Origin of the sequence: Yoonia ponticola, from assembly GCF_014199395.1 — a bacterium.
Lineage (GTDB): Bacteria > Pseudomonadota > Alphaproteobacteria > Rhodobacterales > Rhodobacteraceae > Yoonia > Yoonia ponticola.
In genome coordinates this window covers 483102-502526 of the sequence record NZ_JACIJM010000001.1, presented here as the reverse complement: position 1 = coordinate 502526, position 19425 = coordinate 483102, and the positions used below count along the sequence as shown (strand labels likewise).

General features: G+C 55.0%; 21 protein-coding genes and 1 pseudogene. 9 read left to right on the top strand and 13 right to left on the bottom strand.

Annotation, left to right across the window (positions count from 1 at the left end):
* Nucleotides 1–46: 46 nt before the first annotated feature.
* A pseudogene (gene phaZ, locus FHS72_RS02520) lies at nt 47–1306 on the top strand (polyhydroxyalkanoate depolymerase); the annotation flags it as partial.
* Nucleotides 1307–1753: 447 nt separating this feature from the next.
* On the opposite strand, the gene FHS72_RS02515 reads toward phaZ, so the two are convergent.
* The 3 genes from FHS72_RS02515 to FHS72_RS02505 form a co-directional block, all read right to left on the bottom strand.
* A complete protein-coding gene (locus FHS72_RS02515; RefSeq protein WP_221235314.1) occupies nt 1754–2464 on the bottom strand; it encodes an alpha/beta fold hydrolase in 711 nt (236 codons plus the stop codon).
* 116 nt (nt 2465–2580) lie between these two features.
* Nucleotides 2581–3453 carry an alpha/beta hydrolase gene (locus tag FHS72_RS02510; RefSeq protein WP_183525032.1) on the bottom strand — a complete coding sequence of 291 codons (873 nt, stop codon included), beginning with the start codon at nt 3451–3453 and terminating at the stop codon, nt 2581–2583.
* Between the two features lie 82 nt (nt 3454–3535).
* A complete protein-coding gene (locus tag FHS72_RS02505; protein ID WP_183525029.1) occupies nt 3536–4291 on the bottom strand; it encodes an alpha/beta hydrolase in 756 nt (251 codons plus the stop codon).
* 135 nt (nt 4292–4426) lie between these two features.
* On the opposite strand from FHS72_RS02505, the gene thrS reads away from it, so the two are divergent.
* Nucleotides 4427–6373: a threonine--tRNA ligase gene (gene thrS / locus FHS72_RS02500; protein WP_183525026.1), complete on the top strand. Its 1947-nt coding sequence runs from the start codon at nt 4427–4429 to the stop codon at nt 6371–6373.
* 162 nt (nt 6374–6535) lie between these two features.
* Here the strand turns inward: thrS and FHS72_RS02495 are convergent, their stop codons facing one another.
* On the bottom strand, nt 6536–6904 hold the full coding sequence (locus FHS72_RS02495) for a hypothetical protein (RefSeq protein ID WP_183525023.1): 369 nt from the start codon (nt 6902–6904) through the stop codon (nt 6536–6538).
* A 36-nt stretch (nt 6905–6940) separates the two neighbouring features.
* Complete coding sequence (locus tag FHS72_RS02490; RefSeq protein WP_183525020.1) at nt 6941–7267, bottom strand: arsenate reductase family protein; 327 nt, start codon at nt 7265–7267, stop codon at nt 6941–6943.
* A 125-nt stretch (nt 7268–7392) separates the two neighbouring features.
* Between FHS72_RS02490 and FHS72_RS02485 the strand changes: the two genes are divergently transcribed.
* A complete protein-coding gene (locus tag FHS72_RS02485; protein ID WP_183525017.1) occupies nt 7393–7599 on the top strand; it encodes a cold-shock protein in 207 nt (68 codons plus the stop codon).
* Nucleotides 7600–7625: 26 nt separating this feature from the next.
* Here FHS72_RS02485 and FHS72_RS02480 read toward each other — a convergent pair whose 3' ends face one another.
* From FHS72_RS02480 to FHS72_RS02470, 3 genes are all read right to left on the bottom strand, one after another.
* On the bottom strand, nt 7626–8621 hold the full coding sequence (locus tag FHS72_RS02480) for an ATP-binding protein (protein WP_183525014.1): 996 nt from the start codon (nt 8619–8621) through the stop codon (nt 7626–7628).
* Nucleotides 8622–8734: 113 nt separating this feature from the next.
* Entirely contained in the window at nt 8735–9220 is a 486-nt protein-coding gene (locus tag FHS72_RS02475; protein ID WP_183525011.1) for a dihydrofolate reductase, read from the bottom strand.
* A 2-nt stretch (nt 9221–9222) separates the two neighbouring features.
* Nucleotides 9223–10029 carry a thymidylate synthase gene (locus tag FHS72_RS02470; RefSeq protein WP_183525008.1) on the bottom strand — a complete coding sequence of 269 codons (807 nt, stop codon included), beginning with the start codon at nt 10027–10029 and terminating at the stop codon, nt 9223–9225.
* A 316-nt stretch (nt 10030–10345) separates the two neighbouring features.
* Between FHS72_RS02470 and FHS72_RS02465 the strand changes: the two genes are divergently transcribed.
* The 3 genes from FHS72_RS02465 to FHS72_RS02455 all read left to right on the top strand — a co-directional run bounded on the left by FHS72_RS02465 (nt 10346) and on the right by FHS72_RS02455 (nt 13261).
* Nucleotides 10346–11398: a hypothetical protein gene (locus tag FHS72_RS02465; protein ID WP_183525005.1), complete on the top strand. Its 1053-nt coding sequence runs from the start codon at nt 10346–10348 to the stop codon at nt 11396–11398.
* Nucleotides 11399–11492: 94 nt separating this feature from the next.
* Nucleotides 11493–12767: a tetratricopeptide repeat protein gene (locus tag FHS72_RS02460; RefSeq protein ID WP_183525002.1), complete on the top strand. Its 1275-nt coding sequence runs from the start codon at nt 11493–11495 to the stop codon at nt 12765–12767.
* Between the two features lie 65 nt (nt 12768–12832).
* On the top strand, nt 12833–13261 hold the full coding sequence (locus FHS72_RS02455) for a VOC family protein (RefSeq protein ID WP_183524999.1): 429 nt from the start codon (nt 12833–12835) through the stop codon (nt 13259–13261).
* A 56-nt stretch (nt 13262–13317) separates the two neighbouring features.
* Here FHS72_RS02455 and FHS72_RS02450 read toward each other — a convergent pair whose 3' ends face one another.
* The 3 genes from FHS72_RS02450 to FHS72_RS02440 form a co-directional block, all read right to left on the bottom strand.
* Nucleotides 13318–13836: a MarR family winged helix-turn-helix transcriptional regulator gene (locus tag FHS72_RS02450; protein ID WP_183524996.1), complete on the bottom strand. Its 519-nt coding sequence runs from the start codon at nt 13834–13836 to the stop codon at nt 13318–13320.
* Nucleotides 13837–13920: 84 nt separating this feature from the next.
* On the bottom strand, nt 13921–14193 hold the full coding sequence (locus FHS72_RS02445) for an FAD assembly factor SdhE (protein WP_183524993.1): 273 nt from the start codon (nt 14191–14193) through the stop codon (nt 13921–13923).
* Nucleotides 14190–14579, bottom strand: a complete 390-nt coding sequence (locus tag FHS72_RS02440) for a helix-turn-helix domain-containing protein (RefSeq protein ID WP_183524990.1) — start codon at nt 14577–14579, stop codon at nt 14190–14192. Before FHS72_RS02440 ends, FHS72_RS02445 begins: the two co-directional genes overlap by 4 nt.
* Nucleotides 14580–14661: 82 nt before the next feature.
* Here FHS72_RS02440 and FHS72_RS02435 point away from each other — a divergent pair, with 82 nt between their 5' ends.
* From FHS72_RS02435 to FHS72_RS02425, 3 genes are all read left to right on the top strand, one after another.
* Nucleotides 14662–15864, top strand: a complete 1203-nt coding sequence (locus tag FHS72_RS02435) for a pyridoxal phosphate-dependent aminotransferase (protein WP_183524987.1) — start codon at nt 14662–14664, stop codon at nt 15862–15864.
* 80 nt (nt 15865–15944) lie between these two features.
* Nucleotides 15945–16358 (top strand): hypothetical protein, encoded by a 414-nt coding sequence (locus FHS72_RS02430; RefSeq protein ID WP_183524985.1) that lies wholly within the window; start codon nt 15945–15947, stop codon nt 16356–16358.
* Nucleotides 16359–16579: 221 nt separating this feature from the next.
* Nucleotides 16580–16858 (top strand): hypothetical protein, encoded by a 279-nt coding sequence (locus tag FHS72_RS02425; RefSeq protein ID WP_183524982.1) that lies wholly within the window; start codon nt 16580–16582, stop codon nt 16856–16858.
* 94 nt (nt 16859–16952) lie between these two features.
* Here FHS72_RS02425 and FHS72_RS02420 read toward each other — a convergent pair whose 3' ends face one another.
* Together FHS72_RS02420 and FHS72_RS02415 are read right to left on the bottom strand one after the other, a co-directional pair.
* Nucleotides 16953–18248, bottom strand: coding sequence for an MATE family efflux transporter (locus FHS72_RS02420; protein WP_246414424.1), 1296 nt, complete (start codon nt 18246–18248; stop codon nt 16953–16955).
* Nucleotides 18249–18467: 219 nt separating this feature from the next.
* Nucleotides 18468–19406, bottom strand: coding sequence for an isopenicillin N synthase family dioxygenase (locus tag FHS72_RS02415; RefSeq protein WP_183524976.1), 939 nt, complete (start codon nt 19404–19406; stop codon nt 18468–18470).
* Nucleotides 19407–19425: the final 19 nt, after the last annotated feature.

Sequence of the window (19425 nt, the reverse complement as noted above, 5' to 3'; positions counted from 1 at the left end):
ATTGCGTTAAAATTACACTAACGTGTGCGTAAAGGAGCCGTTTCAAATGAAATACATGATGACCTACGACCTCATGGAAGCCACTCGCAACACCAACCAATGGTTGGGCGCTACAGCACGCGCATTTGCAGACTACCCGATGATGTCGCTTACCACAAACCCTGGAATGGATTGGTTACGCGCATGGGGCGAGGTCACTGAACGGACCTTTGGCCGAATGGTCGTCAAACCTGACTGGAATATCCCTCCTGTTCCGTCTGGTGATGGCAGAGATCACTCTGTTGATACCGAGATTGTACTCAAACGCGACTTTGGCGATTTGATCCAAATCAAAGTGCAAGGTCGTGACCCGATGCCGCGCCGCGTTTTGTTAGTCGCACCGATGTCCGGCCACTATGCCACGTTGCTGCGCAAAACCGTGATTAGCCTTTTGCCCGATTGTGATGTCTATATCACCGACTGGCACAACGCCCGCGACATTCCAGTCAGCGCCGGTAAATTCGATGTCGAAGATTACACGCTATACCTTGTCGAGTTCATGAAAGAGCTCGGTGCAGACATTCACGTGATTGCCGTTTGCCAGCCCGTGCCGCTTGCGCTTGCCGCAACTGCGTATCTCGCTGAAGAAGATCCAAAAGCGCAGCCAAGATCCCTGACGCTGATCGGCGGCCCCGTTGATCCCGAAGCGAACCATACCGAAGTCACCGATTTTGGCCGCTCTGTCACGATGGGTCAGCTGGAACAGACGATGATCCAGCGCGTTGGCTTTAAATATGCGGGCGTTGGCCGCACGGTCTATCCGGGCTTGTTGCAGTTGGCTTCGTTCATCTCGATGAACGGCGAAACGCACGCCGACGCATTCCGCGACCAGATCATCCGCAGCGCCAAAGGCGAAGCACGCGAGCACGACAAACATAACGTGTTCTACGATGAATATTTGGCTGTCATGGATATGACGTCTGAATTCTACCTCTCTACCGTCGAGCGCATCTTCAAAGGCCGCGACATTGCCCGTAACGATTTTGTCGTTGCTGGTAAAAAAGTAGACATCGGCAAGATTAACAACGTCGCCGTGAAAATCGTCGAAGGCGAAAAAGACGATATCTCTGCGCCGGGTCAATGTTTGGCAGCACTTGATCTGTTAACTGGCCTCGACGACGGCAAAAAAGCATCGCACCTCGAACCAGGTGCGGGTCACTACGGTATTTTCGCGGGCGGTAGCTGGCGCAATAACATCCGGCCATTGGTGCTAGATTTCATCGACGCCAATTCAGGTGCACCTGCCCCTGCCGCCGCGAAAAAAGCGACGCCAGCAGCAGCGCCTGCAAAAGCAGAGCTGAAAATCGTCTCGTCCAGCGAGCCGAAAAAGTCAGAAGCACCCAAAGCTGAAGCGGCACCAGCCAAACCAGCTGCGGTAAAGGCAAAGCCAGCAGCGAAACCTGCGAAAACGGCGGCGCCGAAAGCGAAAGCAGCACCAGCGGCGGCCAAAGCTGACGTCAAAGCCGTGCCAACAGCCGTGAAAGCTGAAGCACCGACAGCACCAAAGGCCGAAGCCGCACCTGTCGCTGCAGCCCCAAAAGTGGAAGCGGCACCAGCCCCCGCAGTCGCCAAGGTTGAAGCAGCGGCAACGCCGGTAGCGCCAAAAGCGGAACCGGTGAAAGCGAAAATTGCGCAGCCCAAATCACGGGCAGCACGCAAAGCTGCAAACGCTAAGAAATAAGATCAAAAGGCGGCCCCAGTGGCCGCCTTTTTGCTACCGCAGCACCAATGGCTGCCGACACCAATCCCGCAAAATCTGGGACAATCTCGCAGGCTGTTCCAACGACGGAAGCAGCCCTGCCCCTTTGATCACAACATGTTTGGCATACGGGATCATCTCGGCCAGAAATTCTTGACGGCGCTGGGTATTCTCGGGATCACCATCACACGAAATCACCAATGCGGGTTGCGTAATTTTACGCAAAACGGCCTGTTGATCCTTGCGACGCTGCACAGCGCGGACTTGTTGAATGTAAGCATCAGCGCCAATGCCATTCGCCATATCGCGTAGCAGTGGCATCAAGTCCGGTACATTCGTTTGATCGCTAAACCGACATGCCGCGAACTTTTCGTTAATCACGTCCTCAAAACGGCCAGACTTTGCAGCGATGATTGTCGGCTCGCGGTCGGCAGCTTTCTTGGGCGTGTCAGCTTGCGCATTGGCGTTAATAAATGCGACCCGCGTAATCCGTTTCGGGGCTCGGCGCAGCAATTCCAGCGCGACCATCCCCCCCATGCCAGCGCCCGCCAAAGCGAACTCTTGCGGGGCCCATGCCAAGATATTGGCTGCCGCCACTTCAATCGTTTCAGCCCCGCGTGTGGGCGCAAAAAGGACGGGGTGATCGCGCGAAAGCTCTGCGATTTGGCCCGCAAATACGCGCGCATCACACAAAATCGGCGGTATAAGAACAACCGGATCACCCATAGTTAAGGCGCGCCTTTAGCGTCATCATCGAACTCTATGCCTTTGTACATTAACATTTTTAACAGTGCCGCCCGCGCCTGTTCTGTGCAAGCCTTCGTGCGATCATTCGTAACTTGTCAGAGTTTCTGTGCCCATTCCACAATACGCGTAGCCAGCGGCGCGGTTTGGCCAGGACTAAACACGTCGCCTGCCATCACGTGCCCCATTGCATCGTCGTCAGCCGTCTGAACCAGCGACAGCTTATCAGTCGGGCCACCCCATGCCATCATCACGTTGCGGGCACGCTTTGGGTTAATCACTTGGTCATCTGCGTTAATGGCCATGAACATCGGTGTCATGATTTTTGACAAATCAGACCGCCGTGCGGCACGGATCGCATCGCCCATCGGCTTCACCGCTTTGGTCGGATATCGGGTCGTCCAAAACTGGGTATGTTGCGCGCAATGCACGTCAAACTTACGCTCTTTGCCGATCAAAAACGGGGCCCATCTTTCGGACCGCGGAAGGTCTAAAACCAGCTGCGCCACTTTATGCCGCAAGCCAAAGTTCGGCGATACGAAGCACACCCCGATCACCTCTGGCCCCGATGGAATATCACCGTTCGACAGCCCCAACGTGGTTAATGTGCAGCCCGTCGAGCAGCCCACGATCAGAACCCGTTTCCCGATTGTCAGGCCAACCGCCACCGCCTCGCGTACATCCGCCCGCCAACCGTCCAACGTCGCGTCGCCCATCGCAGCGCCATCTTGTCCGTGGCCCATCAGCCGTGTCGCAAACAAATTCGCGCCCAACGCAGCCGCTACCGTCTCTGGCAATGGTCGCAATTCCCCGCAAGTTGCTGAAAATCCGTGGATAAACACGACGGCGATGTCCGTTTTCACACCAGCATCGCCCGCCCAAGTCACACATTTCGCGCAGCCGTCCCGCAGGTTGGCTACCTTCGCCTCTGCCGATGCGAGGTCCGTGTCGAGTGTGTGTATGTCGAACATTGAACTGCCAAATGCTGCCTGTGCGAGCGGCCTTTATACCAAGGCTCGGCCTAAAAACGAAAGCACCAAAGTGCGGCATCCTTTACGACCGCGTCAGAACCTCTTCGACGGCAGTGCTGATCAAATCCAAACAGGCGTCATCCGAGAACCGATGATCCGCCCCGTCAACCAAGGTTAACCGCATGTCCGGACCCGCTGCATGATCAAGCAAGCGCAGCGCCACGGCCTTATCAACGTCAGCGTCAGCCGTGCCCTGCAAAAACCGCACAGGAAACGGCAGATCCAATGGATCGCGCAGAACCAAACGTGTCCGGCCTTCGGTGATTAACCGCTTTGTGATAATGTAAGGTTCGCCATATTCCGACGGCAACGCCACCTGCCCGTCGTTCTCCAACGCGGCCTTTTGCGCGTCGTCAAAGCCGCCCCACATGCCGTCTTCGGTGAAATCGGGGGCCGCAGCAATCGTCACAAGACCCGCGATCCGCTCTGGCATCTCGCGCGACAACAGCAGTGAAATCCAGCCGCCCATCGACGACCCGACCAGCACAACCTTGCCAGCAAGCAAGCCGATCGCCGCACGCGCATCTTCAAACCAATCGCCAATCGCACCGTAGGCAAACGCGCCGTCGCTTTCGCCATGGCCGGAATAGTCGAACCGCAGAAACGCGCGGCCTTCACGCTTTGCCCATTCTTCGAGGTACACGGCTTTAGTACCCTGCATATCGGATTTAAAACCGCCCAAGAAAATAACGGCAGGACCGCTACCATCAGTCAAATGATACGCGATACGCCGACCGTCGGGCGAGGTGAAAAAATTGGGTTCATGTTGCTGTGTCATGTTCCCAAATCACCACAGCAACAGCCGCGCCGCAAGCCCCACTTGACCCCCCTGCCCGCATTCGCCATTTAGGCCGAATATCTTACCCGCAACCGGGCGCTTTGTAGGCGCCAAACTGACGAGGAGCCGCACAGCATGGCCCAAATCTCTCTTACATTTCCCGATGGTAACGCACGCCAATACGAGGCTGGCATCACCGCCGCTGACGTGGCCGCTGATATCTCAAGCAGCCTGCGCAAAAAGGCGATTTCTGCGACTGTGAACGGTCAGCACTACGACCTCCAGTGGCCGATTGAGACAGACGCGAGCATCGCGCTGCACACCATGAAAGATGACGAACAGGCACTCGAACTCGTGCGGCACGATCTGGCGCATATTATGGCGCGTGCGGTGCAAGAACTTTGGCCGAATGTGCAGGTCACAATCGGGCCTGTCATCAAAGACGGCTGGTACTATGACTTTGACCGCAAAGAACCTTTTGTGCCCGAAGACCTCGCGTTGATCGAGAAAAAGATGAAGGAAATCATCAACAAGCGTGATGAAGTCCGCACCGAAATCTGGGACCGTCCCCGCGCGATCCAGCACTATCAGGACAAGGGCGAGCCGTACAAAGTCGAATTGATCGAAAGCATTCCGGGCGACGAGCCACTGCGCATGTATTGGCACGGCGACTGGCAGGATTTGTGCCGTGGGCCGCACCTGCAAAACACTGGCCAAGTCCCTGCTGACGGCTTCAAACTGATGTCCATCGCGGGTGCTTATTGGCGCGGCGACAGCAATCGCCCCATGCTGCAACGCATCTACGGGGCCGCGTTTACCAACAAAGAAGGGCTCAAGCAGCACCTTCACCGGCTTGAAGAAGCAGCCCTGCGCGATCACCGCAAACTGGGCCGCGAAATGAACCTTTTTCATATGCAAGAAGAGGCCCCGGGACAGGTATTCTGGCACCCGAACGGTTGGACGATCTATACCGAACTGCAAGACTACATGCGCCGCCGCCAACGGGCTGGCGGCTACGTCGAAGTGAACACACCGCAGGTTGTGAACCGCCAGTTGTGGGAAAAATCAGGCCACTGGGAAAGCTACCAAGAGAACATGTTCATCGTCGAAGTTGACGAAGACCACGCCCGCGAAAAAACCATCAACGCCTTGAAACCAATGAACTGTCCGTGCCACGTTCAGGTCTTTAACCAAGGTTTGAAATCCTACCGCGAACTGCCGCTGCGCATGGCCGAATTCGGCTCATGCAACCGCTACGAACCCTCTGGCGCGTTGCACGGCATCATGCGGGTGCGCGGCTTTACCCAAGACGACGGGCACATCTTTTGCACCGAAGACCAGATCGAATCCGAGACAGAAATGTTCATCGCGTTCCTGTCGGAAATCTACGCGGAACTCGGCTTTGAAAACTGGTCGATCAAGCTCTCGACCCGCCCTGAAAAACGGATCGGCTCTGAGGAAACATGGGACAAACTCGAGGCCGCATTGGGCAAAGCCTGTAACGCCGCCGGATATGAATACGAATTGCAAGAAGGTGAAGGCGCGTTCTACGGGCCGAAACTCGAATTCGTGCTGACCGACGCGATTGGCCGCGATTGGCAGTGTGGCACGTTGCAAGTCGACAGCAACATGCCGGACCGTTTGGGTGCTAGCTACATCGGCACCGATGGCGAAAAGCACCTGCCTTACATGTTGCACCGCGCGACCTTGGGGTCATTCGAGCGTTTCATCGGCATCCTGATCGAAGAACACGCAGGCAAACTGCCGTTCTGGCTGGCCCCGCGTCAGGTCGTTGTGGCCTCGATTATCTCGGACGCGGACGATTACGTGCATGAAATCGTGGCAGCCTTGAAAGCCGCTGGCGTGCGGGCCGAGGCCGATACCCGCAACGAGAAAATCAACTACAAGGTCCGCGAACACTCGCTTGGTAAGGTGCCTGCGATCCTCGCGATTGGGGCGCGTGAGGTCGAAGAACGGACCGTCAATCTACGGCGCCTGGGCGAAAAGCAAACCAAAGTGATTGCCCTCGACGAGATCCTGAACGACCTCAAAGTCGAAGCAACGCCACCAGATCTACGTTAAAACAAACACGGGGCGGCGCTATCCTGCGCCGCCCCGTGCTTCATTTCGCCATAACAACTCATGGCCCACATCTGCCACGCGACACAACACTTCGGGCATTACCAACCCGTAAACACACGGCACGTCTTCCCCGCGGGGAAGGTTTCACCTGCAGCATTGCAATCAGAAGTGGGCCTTCTCCTCGTCCGGCTTGCCTGCAGCGATGGCCAACAGACCACCCAACCCGGCAAAGCCAATCGGGAACATGGTCCCGATGTTGAACCCAAACGCGCTATAGAATGCAGCGCAGGACAGCAGCAGCGCGATGCCTGCCCACAACGCGCGCGTCTTGGCCATTGCGCCGCCCGCGATCGCCAGAAGCGGCGCGATGAAGCTTGCCGCGCGGATGAAATCGGGGTTCTCAACCACCCAAAACGCCTCGCCGATGTCGGGGCTATTGGCTGTCAGTTCAGCGAAGCCGTAGCCCACCAATCCAACGATGATCCCCATCAGGCCCGCGATGATTCCTAAGATGCCAGCTGCGTTGCGCATGTCGTTCTCCTTTGCTTGCAGATAGGAACGCGGGGGTTATTCGCCAAGCCATTTGGCTTGGGTGGTTTTGTCCCAGCCGATGGTCCAGTCGTCGGAGATGATGACCGGACGCTTCATTAATGTTGGGTTAGCTTTTAGCAACTCTTTGGGATCGCTGTCTTTTTCGGCGTCCGTGAGGCCCCGCCACGTCGTTGAGGATTTGTTGATTGCCTTGAGGGGGAATTTTGCGACGATTTGGTCAATATCCGCGTCCGACAGCCCGTCAGCGCGAACGTCCGTGACGGTGACGTCGTGGCCCGCAGCGGTCAGCGCCTTGAGCGCCTTGCGGCAGGTGTCGCATGTTTTTAAACCAATAAAGCGCATCGATGCCTCCTTTTTAGACAAATGAAACCTGAGGGGCCGCGATGCCCCTTGCGCCATTTGCCCTCGCTAAAATCCCTTTACCCTTAGGACACCATCAACAGGAATTGAAGAGCGAGAGACCCCACATGCCAAGCGGAACAGTCAAATGGTTCAACACCGCCAAAGGGTTCGGATTTATCGCGCCCGACGCAGGCGGGCCGGACGTCTTTGTGCATATCTCGGCCATCGAGCAGTCAGGGATCAGCGGAGTGACCGACGACGAGAAAGTGACCTACGATTTGATTGATGGACGCGACGGGCGGCAAATGGCTGGAAATATTGTGAAGGTGTGAAAAGGTTGCTCAAGTTACCGGAAAATTTAAATTGTCATCATCTTGCTAAAACTTGATGCCTTAGAGCCTTTTGGTGACAACTTTTCACCGTCCTTAATATAGGTCTCAAAACGCTCCTTGAAATTTATCAACTTTGAAGGCTTGAGGGACATCTCGACACAAGTTCCATCAAATCCCCAATCATTGTGGGTTAGATTTCCAGCCGTTACTGTAGCCGTTCTACTTCCACTCATTAGCCTCAATCGGCCTCCATTGTCAGAGCAAATACGGCTACTCAGATACAAACCAAACCCCGAATTTCTTGCGTCAGGGTGTTGCGCGGCAATTTCAGCTTCAGTGGCGCAGGTTAGTCCAGGCGTCATTGCCATGTTCAGTGCTTCCACGTCCGACGCGTCCGCAAACTCTGGCTTTTCTTTAAAGGAACCATGGACGCCAATACCCGTGTCAAACAAGACTACTTCAGCCTTGTCTAAATTCTTCCAATGCTGCGCGAAATAAACAAGGAATTCAGCCCTACTATGCTCCATCGCGTTGCGAATTATTTCACGAAGAACATATTGCAATGCCTGATGACAATCATCTCCAGCGTTCTGAGACAATACCGTTGCTAAAGCGGTTGCTCTCTCTTGCGCAATATTTGCGTAGGGTTCCTCGCCAGCATCTTCTCTCAATTGATTGAGCTTCATAATTTGAATTGGCTGATAGTTTCCTGTCCCATCGACAGCGCCCACCGGGTTGCCTCTGGCAATACCACAAAACCGGAAAAAGCCGACATGGTCTGCATAGCCTTGAAAATTGCCATCTCTAGTCCAAAATTTGAAATCTACGTGAGGGAATTTTCGCACCAAGGCAAGAATTTCACGTCCCAACAACAACATAGGCAACGGAGTACCGAAGCTACATTCCGTGAAATGTAAGTGGCATTCCGAGCTGTTCGAGAGGTCTAGCTTTCCTAGGCCGATATTAAAAATTGCGGTTATCGTGTCTAATCGGCTAGGTAATTTAACGTTTATCTTCGACAAGCTATTTGCCCCCATACTCGCAGAGTAACGTTCTTAAAGTACAATTTAGATAACACAATCTAAGGGATATGGGGGGGGTATCTCAAAACTACTAAAAACAGAAAATTTTCCCTTCAGTTGTTTACCAACTCCCGTAAAACACACTCAGGCCCCTCGTCCCGCAATACGTGCCGCCCGATCTCTGACCACTCCGCTTCATCAAAATCAGGAAAGAACGTGTCGGCGTCGGCGATTGTGAGGTCGACTTCGGTGATGAGTAGGCGGTGGGCGTGTGGCAGGAGTGCTTTGTAGATGCCCGCGCCGCCGATGCCGTAGATGCGGGTGTATTTCGCGGCCATGCAGGCTGCGATGGCGTCTTCGATTGATCCGACAACTGCCTCCGGTCCCGACAGGTCGGATCGTGTGACGACCACGTTAAAGCGACCTTTGAGGGGGCGGTAGGCTTCGGGCAAGCTTTCCCATGTACGCCGCCCCATGATGACCGCCCCGCCGCGCGTTTCGCGTTGGAACATCGCGAGGTCTTCGGGCAAGTCCCATGGCATGTCCCCGTCCCGTCCGATGGCCCCGTTTTTGGCCCGTGCAACGATGAGTGAGATCATGATTACACCGCCACGGGCGCTTTGATCGCCGCATCAGGATTGTAGTTTTCGAACGTGAAGTCGTCGTATTTGAAGTCAAACAGCGATGATACTTGACGATTTATGATCAAGCGCGGTGCTTCGTGCGGTTTGCGTGCAAGCTGTGTCGCGACCTGATCCATGTGGTTGGAATAGATGTGCGCGTCGCCCATGGTGTGGATGAAATTCCCCGCTTTGTACCCTGTCACATGCGCGAGCATCTCAAGCAGCAGCGCGTAGGATGCGATGTTGAACGGCACGCCCAAGAACATGTCAGCGGAGCGTTGATAGAGCTGCATGTGCATCGTGTCGCCCTGCACCCGCACCTGCCACAGCGTGTGGCACGGCGGCAGCGCCATGTCGTCCACGTCGCCCGGATTCCACGCAGAAACGATGTGGCGGCGACTGGATGGATTGGTCTTGATCGCGTCGAGCAGCGTTTGGATTTGGTCGATTTCACCGACGAAGGTGTTGTTTTTAACCTGCGGGAAGTGCCGCCATTGATGCCCGTAGACAGGACCGAGGTCGCCGTTTTCATCCGCCCATTCATCCCAGATCCGCACACCGTTGTCTTTGAGGTAGGTGATGTTGGTATCGCCTGCGAGGAACCAGAGTAGTTCGTGGATGATCGAGCGCAGGTGGAGTTTTTTGGTGGTCACGAGCGGGAAGCCTTGGCGCAGATCGTAGCGGCATTGCAGTCCGAAATGCGAGATTGTGCCGGTGCCGGTGCGGTCATCGGATGGCACGCCTTCGTCCAGGACGGTTTGGAGTGCGTTAAGGTATTCTTGCATGCTGGTCCCCTTGGTGGTGCTCGAATCGCCGCAGCTGATTGGTAATAGACTTAGCGGAGCGCGTCAGGGTTGTCTTGAAACGGTACAAGATTGGCGCATTTTGCGTAGTGTGCTGGCGGCGTCGGAGGCGTCTTGAAACGATCCAGCCGGCGTCACACAATCAACAACATGTGGGTCAGAGTTGCTCAAAAGTAACGATATGACTTGGAAAATGCGCCCCTGTCCGCCCCTGCGGTGTGTGTTCCGTTGACACGCACCACACCGCACCCGACAGTGATACAAATCTTTATTTTGTAGTAAAAAGCGGACTTCACACATGATACGCACACCGATTTCCCTGGCCCTGTTGGCCACCCTTGCAGCGTGTGGAGACGGACAGCCGTTTTTCAACGAAGAAGAAGCGGCCATCGAAGTCGGCAGCCCTGATGAGTTTCTCTCGGACAACACTGACTCGATCGCTCTTGATGACGCGCTCGCGGATCGCGGTGATATCATCCGCCAAGAACCGACTGATGGAAATGGCGGCATCGCGTCTGCGCTTGTTTTCAACGTCGATGAGGACACTTTTTTCGTCGATGGTTTGGCATTTGACGGTCTGAATACGTATCAGCGTTTCGGCGCAATCGAATCGATCGGTGATAACAAGGTGTTTCAAGCCGATTTCGTGGTGGAAGATTCACTGACTGGCGCCCCCGTTGGACAGAGTATTCCGTACTTTGCCTTGTACAACGCCAGCACAGTTACGTTGGAAGATGGTACACCGCGCTCTGCTCTCGCGATTGTTCGGACGGGTGGATATACTGATTATGGCTTTGGTAGTTATTCGTACCAACGCGCTGGCAATCACGTCTTGCCGACAGAAGGCCAAGCGACCTTTACCGGCACCTACGCTGGGCTGCGCGTCTTTGACAAAATCTCGGAGATCGAATTGTCGCAGGCAGATGTCTCGCTCGATATCGACTTTGACGATTTTGACGGAACACCGGGCCTGAAGGGTGTGCTGACGAACCGTCACTATTATGCAGCGAACGGAGCAGAGATCACCGTTTTCACTGACGAATTGCGCACGGACGATCATGATGACGCCGCCATTCAGGCACCCGATTTGAACTTTGTTGTCCGCGCAGGTGGCACAACGATCTCGACTAGTGGAGAAATCGCTGGAGAAGTGAGCAACCGGATTATTGACCCTAGATCTGGCGATCACGTCGATTATGAAGTTGGTAATTACTTCGGTATACTCGCTGGCGATATGACAGATGTTGCGGACGGTGGTGAAGTTGTTGGTATTTTGGTGTTTGAAGTGGAAGATTCACGGTTTGGTAATGTTATTGCACAAGAAACAGGTGGGTTCATTGCCACACGCTAGAATTTGGCGCCGCTGCCTTCCCGCAGCGGCACTCGCCTCGGTCCTATTCGCTGCACCTGCTGCATCCCAGCAAGTGCAGCTTAGCGTTCGTCAAGTGCAACAGTTAGCTGTGACCGCGCTAGAGCAAGGCGACGCAGGTGTTGCGGCTCAAGCTGCGAATGCGTTGCTGGAACGTGATCCATCTGACGCTGCTGCGTTGATGATGCGGACGGAAGCCGCGTTATTGGCAAATGACTTTGAAGGCGCGGTAGAATTCGGACGTCGGGCTTATTGGAATGCGGCGACGCCAAACCAACGTTTTTCCGCGTCTCGCCTTGTAGCCTTTGCACATGCCCAGCAGGAAAATTACACGCGTTCGCAGGTTTGGCTGCGTTTGGCCCGTCAAACGGCGCCGAACGACGAAGCGAGTGCTGCTGTTGCGCAGGACTACCAGTTTTTGCGGTCTCGCAACCCTATGTCTGTCAATCTGCGGTTTGGGATCACGCCGACCACGAACGTGAATAACGGCAGTTCTAGCGAAACAACGGACCTGTTCGATCTTGGGTTGCCGTTCCGTCTGAATGGGAACGCGCAAGCGTTGTCAGGTTGGGAAATCGCGGGCAACGCGGATTTGCGCTATCGGGTGCATAGCAGCGCGACGTCGGCCACATTTTTAAATGCAGGTATTTCAGCGCGGACGTATCGTTTGACGGAAAATGCGCGTGATCAGGCCGAAGACGGCGTCGATGGCGGCGACTTTTCGAGCGCAACGCTGAGCCTTGGTGCGACGCATCGCTTTATCTTGGCCCCTGATATGCAGCCGACCACTGCGACATTGTCCTTTGCACAAAGCTGGAGCGCGGGTGATCCCGATGCACGGTTTGTCACGGCATCCGCCCGCCAATCGTGGGAATTGTCCGAACGCGATACGATATCTTTGTCTGGCTTTGCCCAAAAACAGCTCGCCTATAAGGGTGATGACGCGGTGACGACGTTTAGTGCGACGACAACATGGGCGCGGGATCTGGAAAATCTGGGCGCGTTCGGCTTGAGTGTCGCCCTGACAGAAAGCCAGTCGGTCGATACGGATAGCGTGTTTGAATCCGTCAAATACGGCGTCAGCTACGGATTTCCAGAGCCCATTATGGGTGTGCAGTTGAGCGCGAATGTCAGTTACGAAGACCGCGAATATGAGACGTCGGCATTTGCGCCGATCACCGGTCGCGACGAGCAGACAACCTCTGTCTCAGTGCGTGCCGTTTTCACCGAGATCGAGTTCTTGGGGTTCCGCCCTGTCGTGAACGTTGAAAAGGTCGTGCGTGACGCAAGTGTTGCATTATTTGAACGCGATTATGTGAACGTGGGTTTTGATATCTCGTCGTCATTCTAGATGTTTCGACTTGGACATTGTGGGGTGTCGCCCTAGGTTGCGCTGACAACTGAAGGAGTCCCCCAATGTCACTAAAATACCTGCACACAATGGTGCGTGTTAAAGATCTAGATGCGTCAATCGCGTTTTTCGAACTGCTTGGCATGACTGAAACACGTCGGATCGAAAACGAAGGTGGTCGTTTTACGTTGTTGTTCATGGCGGCCCCCGGCGACGAGGATTGCCCTGTTGAATTGACTTATAACTGGGACGGCGACGATGCACTGCCATCTGACAGCCGCCATTTTGGCCACCTTGCCTATGGCACGTCCGATATCTACGCGCTGTGCCAACATTTGATGGACAATGGCGTCACGATCAATCGTCCGCCGCGCGACGGGCACATGGCGTTTGTACGCTCGCCAGACAACGTCTCTATCGAGTTGCTACAAGACGGTGACCGCCTGCCCGCTCAAGAGCCTTGGGCGAGCATGGAAAACACCGGACACTGGTGATCACGAAACGTGATTTGCGCTGGCCAGTGGTCAGCGCAAAGACCATTTACCCCAGCCTAGTAGATGTAGCGGATCTGTTCTGTCCAATACCGCTCAACCCGCCGCAGCGATGTTGAGATATCTTCCATTCCTTGATGATCGAGAACACCGCGGCTCATCAAGCCCTCGGCATGGGTCGCGAAAAGTTTTGCGACGATCGTCCGGACGTGCCGCCCTTTTTCAGTCAGGCTAACCCGCACAGAACGCCTGTCCACCTCTGATCGTTGATGGTGCATGTAGCCCATATCAACGAGTTTCTTGAGGTTATAGCTGACGTTTGAACCTTGGTAATAGCCGCGCGATTTCAGCTCGCCTGCTGTTACCTCATTGTCACCGATGTTGAACAACAACAGCGCTTGCACCGCGTTGATTTCCAACACGCCGACTCGTTCGAATTCGTCTTTAATCACATCTAGCAACAATCGATGAAGGCGTTCGACTAATGTCAGACCTTCGAGATAGCTCGCCATAAATGCGACGGTGCTGGCTTGTTCTGGCACGTCTTGTTCCGTCGCTACTTGGGAATGAATGCTCATCTTTTTCTCCGTCAATCACTGCGTCCACAAGCAATGACAGGAGAATCCCAATATTTCGTTAAATTTACAGTAAAGCCGCAAAGTTCAATTTGGCCTTGTCAAACCCGACGCCAATTTCATGATATCGGACATGATATGCGCATATTCTGCAGGTGCGGTGCCGGTGCCGGTGATCCAGCCGTATATGTCGTGGTCATATTCCGCCAGAAAATCATCGTAAGTGACTAATTCCGCGTCAGAAAGTCCCGGCATATGGTCCGTCGCGTAGGCGGTCAGGATCAGGTCCATTTCTTTGATCCCGCGTCGGATTGACCGCATATGCAGCCGCTTTAGTTTGGTTTCTCGGGGTTCGGTCATTGGATCGTCAGTGCCTTGCGTAATCGTTTCTCTAGTTCCCCTAGTTTCACCGATGAGCGGGCGATTTGCGCGCGAAGTTTGCGCATTTCGGCCAACATATCGTTGACGTCCGTGGGGATTTCGGCCGTGTCTTCGGGGTTGTCGGGCCCATCGCCTACGCCGGTCAAGAGCCAACGCAGTGACACACCGAGAAGTCCGGAAAGCGTCTGCAAGCGGTTCGCACGCGGTTCTTTCCAGTCGTTTTCCCAAGCGTCGAGCGTCACAATTTTAACCCCGAGTTTGTTTGCCAGCGCTTCTTGCGTCAAACCCGATGCGGATCGGGCTGCAACCAGCCGATCACCGAGGGTCGCAGCATCGTCGCTATACCAGTTATTCTCGTCAGTCATTGCTCGTGTCCTTGTCGCTTGCGTCAGGGGCCATGTCCAACATATGACATGGCTAAACGTAGTTGACCACAGGACGCACCCCATGACTTTTCTGTCTGCGACACTTGATCGTGTGAAACCATCACCGACCATCGCGGTCACGACCAAAGCACAAGAATTGAAAGCTGCTGGGCGTGATGTGATTGGCCTAGGTGCGGGCGAGCCGGATTTTGATACGCCGCAGAACATCAAGGACGCGGGCATCGCAGCCATTGCTGAGGGCAAGACGAAATATACGGCTGTGGATGGCATTCCTGAGCTGAAGCAAGCGATCTGCGACAAGTTCAAGCGCGACAATGACCTGTCTTACACACCCGCCCAAGTCACAGTCGGTACGGGCGGCAAGCAAGTGTTGTATAACGCTTTTGTCGCGACTTTGAATGCCGATGACGAGGTGATCATCCCTGCCCCGTATTGGGTGTCCTACCCTGATATGGTGAAGCTGGGTGGCGGCGAGCCTGTGTTCATCGACGGTGTGATGGAACAAGGTTACAAGATCACTGCCGACCAACTAGAGGCCGCGATTACGCCGAAAACAAAGTGGTTTTTGTTCAATTCGCCGTCCAATCCGACAGGTGCCGGATATTCTTGGGACGAATTGAAAGCCTTGACGGATGTGCTGCTGCGCCACCCGCATGTGTGGGTGATGACGGATGATATGTATGAACATCTGGCGTACGGCGATTTCAAATTCTGCACGCCTGCGCAGGTCGAACCTGCCTTGTATGACCGCACATTGACCGTCAATGGCGTGTCCAAAGCCTATGCGATGACGGGCTGGCGGATCGGCTACGCGGGTGGGCCTGACGTGTTGATCAAGGCGATGCGCAAGGTGCAGTCACAGTCCACGTCGAACCCCTGCACGATCAGCCAGTGGGCGGCGGTTGAAGCGTTGAACGGCACGCAGGATTTCCTTGCCCCGAACAACGCATTGTTTATCGGTCGCCGCGATCTGGTCGTCGATCTGCTGAACAAAGCACCCGGCATCGTTTGCCCGAAACCCGAAGGCGCGTTTTATGTATATCCGTCGATTGCGGGCTGCATTGGCAAGACCTCAAAGGCGGGCGTCGTGATTACCGATGACGAAGTTTTCGCGACCGCATTGCTAGAGGAAACGGGCGTGGCCGTGGTGTTTGGTGCCGCGTTTGGGTTGTCGCCTAATTTCCGCGTCAGCTATGCAACGGCAAACGCCACGCTGACCGACGCCTGCAACCGGATTATCACGTTCTGCGAAGGTCTGCGTTAACCGCAACGCCACGGTAGCGCGTCCTTAAACCTGCTGTTAAGGTTTGCAGACTTATCCTGTCGATCATACGAGTGTTATCCATGTCATCCGAGCTTCCAGACTATTACTTCCGCGTGCGCGAAAACGGTGCATTTGTGTTTCGTGTTGATACGGACAATCGGCAGCGGCGGATCGAGATGGATCACATCGCGGCGGTGAACGTGCGCAATGGCGAGGTCAAACCGCACGGCGATCATGTACTGACAGAACCTGATATCTCTGCGATCCAAGACTGGCTGAACGACCGTGTCGCCTTGCTAGCTGAGCGGGATGTAGATGATATTCTGCGGACTGTGGATCACATGAACCTGACGACCCAATGGGTTCAAGCACGCGCGACCGAAGAGCAACTAGAGCAAGTGACCGACGTGCTGCTACTCGCGATGCACGACCTGCGTTCTGTTCTGGTTCGCAAAAAGGCTGATCGGGTGATGAAAGACAGAGACGACGCTTAAATCTGCATTGGAAATCTGATTTTGCGGTCTGTTGTTTGGGTGCGGGTGCGTCCCGTCAATCCAAATTGACGAATTAAACCTATGAAAAACAATGCACTACACGCAAATCGGCTGTATTTCTGACTTTATTTCACATCTCGACGCAACCAATACCCGCTTCACCTGTTGTTATATCACAAGCTGTTAATGCAGCGCTGAAAGCAAATAACTGGAGAATTAGAATGAATACTTTCGTAAAAGCATCCGCCCTGAGCCTTTTTGCAATGACTGCCGCAACTACTGCATTCGCTGACGGTCACGAGACCGCCGATATGGTAACTTGTGCAGAATTTGCAGCACTGGATCGCCAAGAACAAACGTCCACTTTGAACGAGCTTTATGGCGAAGTTGAAGGTGTTGAACGTGACGACGACACAATCTCGTCAATCATGCTGTCATGTAATGGCAACGACGAAAAGGCACTCGCAGATGTCCTAGAGCAGCAGCCACAAGAGGGCTAAGTTCGTCGACTTTACCTAGTACTAAGTTAACGAGATGTTCCTAGTGCTAAGTTAATCAGGGACGTGCCTGAGATGGCGCGTCCCTTTTTCATGTTTACGAAATGTAAACCGAACGGCCCCAGAACCGTCTTAGCAGCAGCACCGCTGCGACGGCCAAGCCGACGACGAGGCCTAGCCAGAGGCCGACCCCTTCGAGACCGAGTGGGAATGCGAGGACGTAACTGACCGGAAGGCCGATGATCCAGTAACTGATTGTCGCGTAAATCATCGGGACTTTAGTGTCTTGCACACCGCGCAATAGGCCGAGCGCCATGACTTGCAGCGCGTCCACGACTTGGAACAATCCTGCGCAGGCCAGCAATGCTACGCCGATTTTCATCAGCTCTGCTTTGGCAGGCTCGTCCGGGTCGATGAAGGCAGCGATCAGCGGTTCCGGGAACAGCAGGAACACGAACATCGTCGCGACCGCAAAAATCGCGGAAAGCGTGATTGCGACTTTGCCGCCCTTGCGCAAGCTGTCCTCGTCGTTGCGCCCTAGCGCGCGCCCTGCCCGCACGGTTGCCGCCTGTGAAAAGCCGATATGGACCATGAATGTGAGGCTGGCCAATTGGATCGCAATCCCGTGTGCCGCCAACGGCAAAGGCCCCAACCAACCGATCATCACAGCTGATGCGCTGAACAATCCGCCTTCGGCCATGGCTGTCAGACCGATGGGCCAGCCGAGGGAAAAGACCCGCTTCATCACTTCGGTATCAGGTGCAAAGACGTTTTTAAGCAGTTGGAATTGCGGTGTTTTCCATAGCGCGTAGGTCAGCAAGATCGCCACATTCAACACGGTCATTGTGACCGACGAAATTGCAGCGCCCTTGATCCCAAGTTCCGGCGCCCCCCAATTGCCAAAGATCAACGCGTAGTTGAAGAAACCGTTCAACACGGCGGTCCCGATTGTGGACCACAGGATAATCGCCGTTTTTTCCAACGCGGCGAGAAAGCTTTTCAGCGTCATGACGAGCAACGCGGGGATCATCTGGAAGGCGACGATGTGCAGGTAGATTTGGGTCAGTGCCGCGACTTCAGGGTCTTGGCCAATGGCGATCATGATCGCTTCAGTCCAGATGAACGGGATCATCATTACGCCGCCGTAGATCACCGACAACCAAAGCGCCATGCGCGTGGCGCGTCGGACCTGCTGGTCATCGCCCGCCTCTGCGGCAGTTGCGACCAAGGGCGTCACCGCTTGGGCAAAGCCTGCGCCGACAATAAACGTCAGGAAAAAGAACGTCCCCGCGATAGTCGACGCGGCGAGCGCTGCCACCGAATACCACCCCAGCATTACAGTATCCGTGATGTGAATCGCGAACTGAGCGAGGTTACTGAGAACAAGGGGCATCCCGAGCTTCATAATAGCGCGAGAGTGTTGCGGATATGTTAAGGCTACTAGTTGCATCAGATACGCTTAGGGCGCGGTTTTGCATGCGTCCAGCGTAATCTTTTGGCGCAAATCGATCAGTTGCTTGAAAATAGAGCGAATGCAAAGCGACGGACCCTTTGCGGCGTTTTCGTGGTGAAAAACGACCTCTGGATCGCCCGTCCGCTAACCGCCTATATGTCAGCCCGCAGCAGCGTTAAATTTACCCATCAAATATGCGCCAAAAGAGATCGGGGGATAAGCGTCAGAGCCGTCCAGCGGTGTGATTTCCGCATTCCAATCCGGCTGGTGGAAATAGGCGAGCGACAGGCGTTTCGGTTGGTCAGGCTTGGCCACAACGCGGTGCAATGTGCTGACCCAACGATCAGCGGTCCACCGCGCCATCAGGTCGCCGATATTGATGACAAAAGCCCCTTCGACTGTCGCCACATCGTGCCATTCGTCGTCTTGCATGACCTGCAAACCTTGGGATTTCGGTTGCGGCAGCAGGATCGTAAGCGCCCCGTAATCGGTGTGCGCACCTGCGCGTTGCTGGCCAGTTTCGGCCTGCCCGATCGTCGCGGGGTAATGCAGCGCGCGCATGGCGGACACCGGGTCGGTGTTGAACGGCTCGAAGAAGTTTGACGGCAGGTTCAACGCCTCGGCAAAAGCAACCATGATCCGCGCGGCAAGGTCTTCGACGGCAGTGTAATATGCGGTCCACGCCTCGCGAAATCCGGGAAGGTCCGGCCATGGGGTTTCGGCCAGCGCGAAGGCCCGCGCGTCCGGATCATCGACCTGTGCGTTTAGGGTGCGGGCGCGACCGTTAAAGCTTTCTTTCAAATCTGGGGGTGTATCAACGCCTTTGCTTTTCGCGAGCGCCTCTTGGTTCGGGCCAAGATAGCCGTAGGGCGCGCCCGCGTAGACGGGTGCCGCCGCCTGCTTGGCCGCGACGTCCTGCGCGAAAAACGCATTCGCGGCAGCCCAGATGTCAGTGATAGTCTCGGACGCAACGCCATGTCCGGTCAGAATAACAAAGCCTGTGCTGCGGCACATGTCGTCCAACTGCGCGGCCAATGCGGCGCGATCTGCCCCCGTCGCGGTTTCAAATTGTGCTAGATCGAATGCCGCGATGGTCATGGTGCGCCTCTGGTTTGTT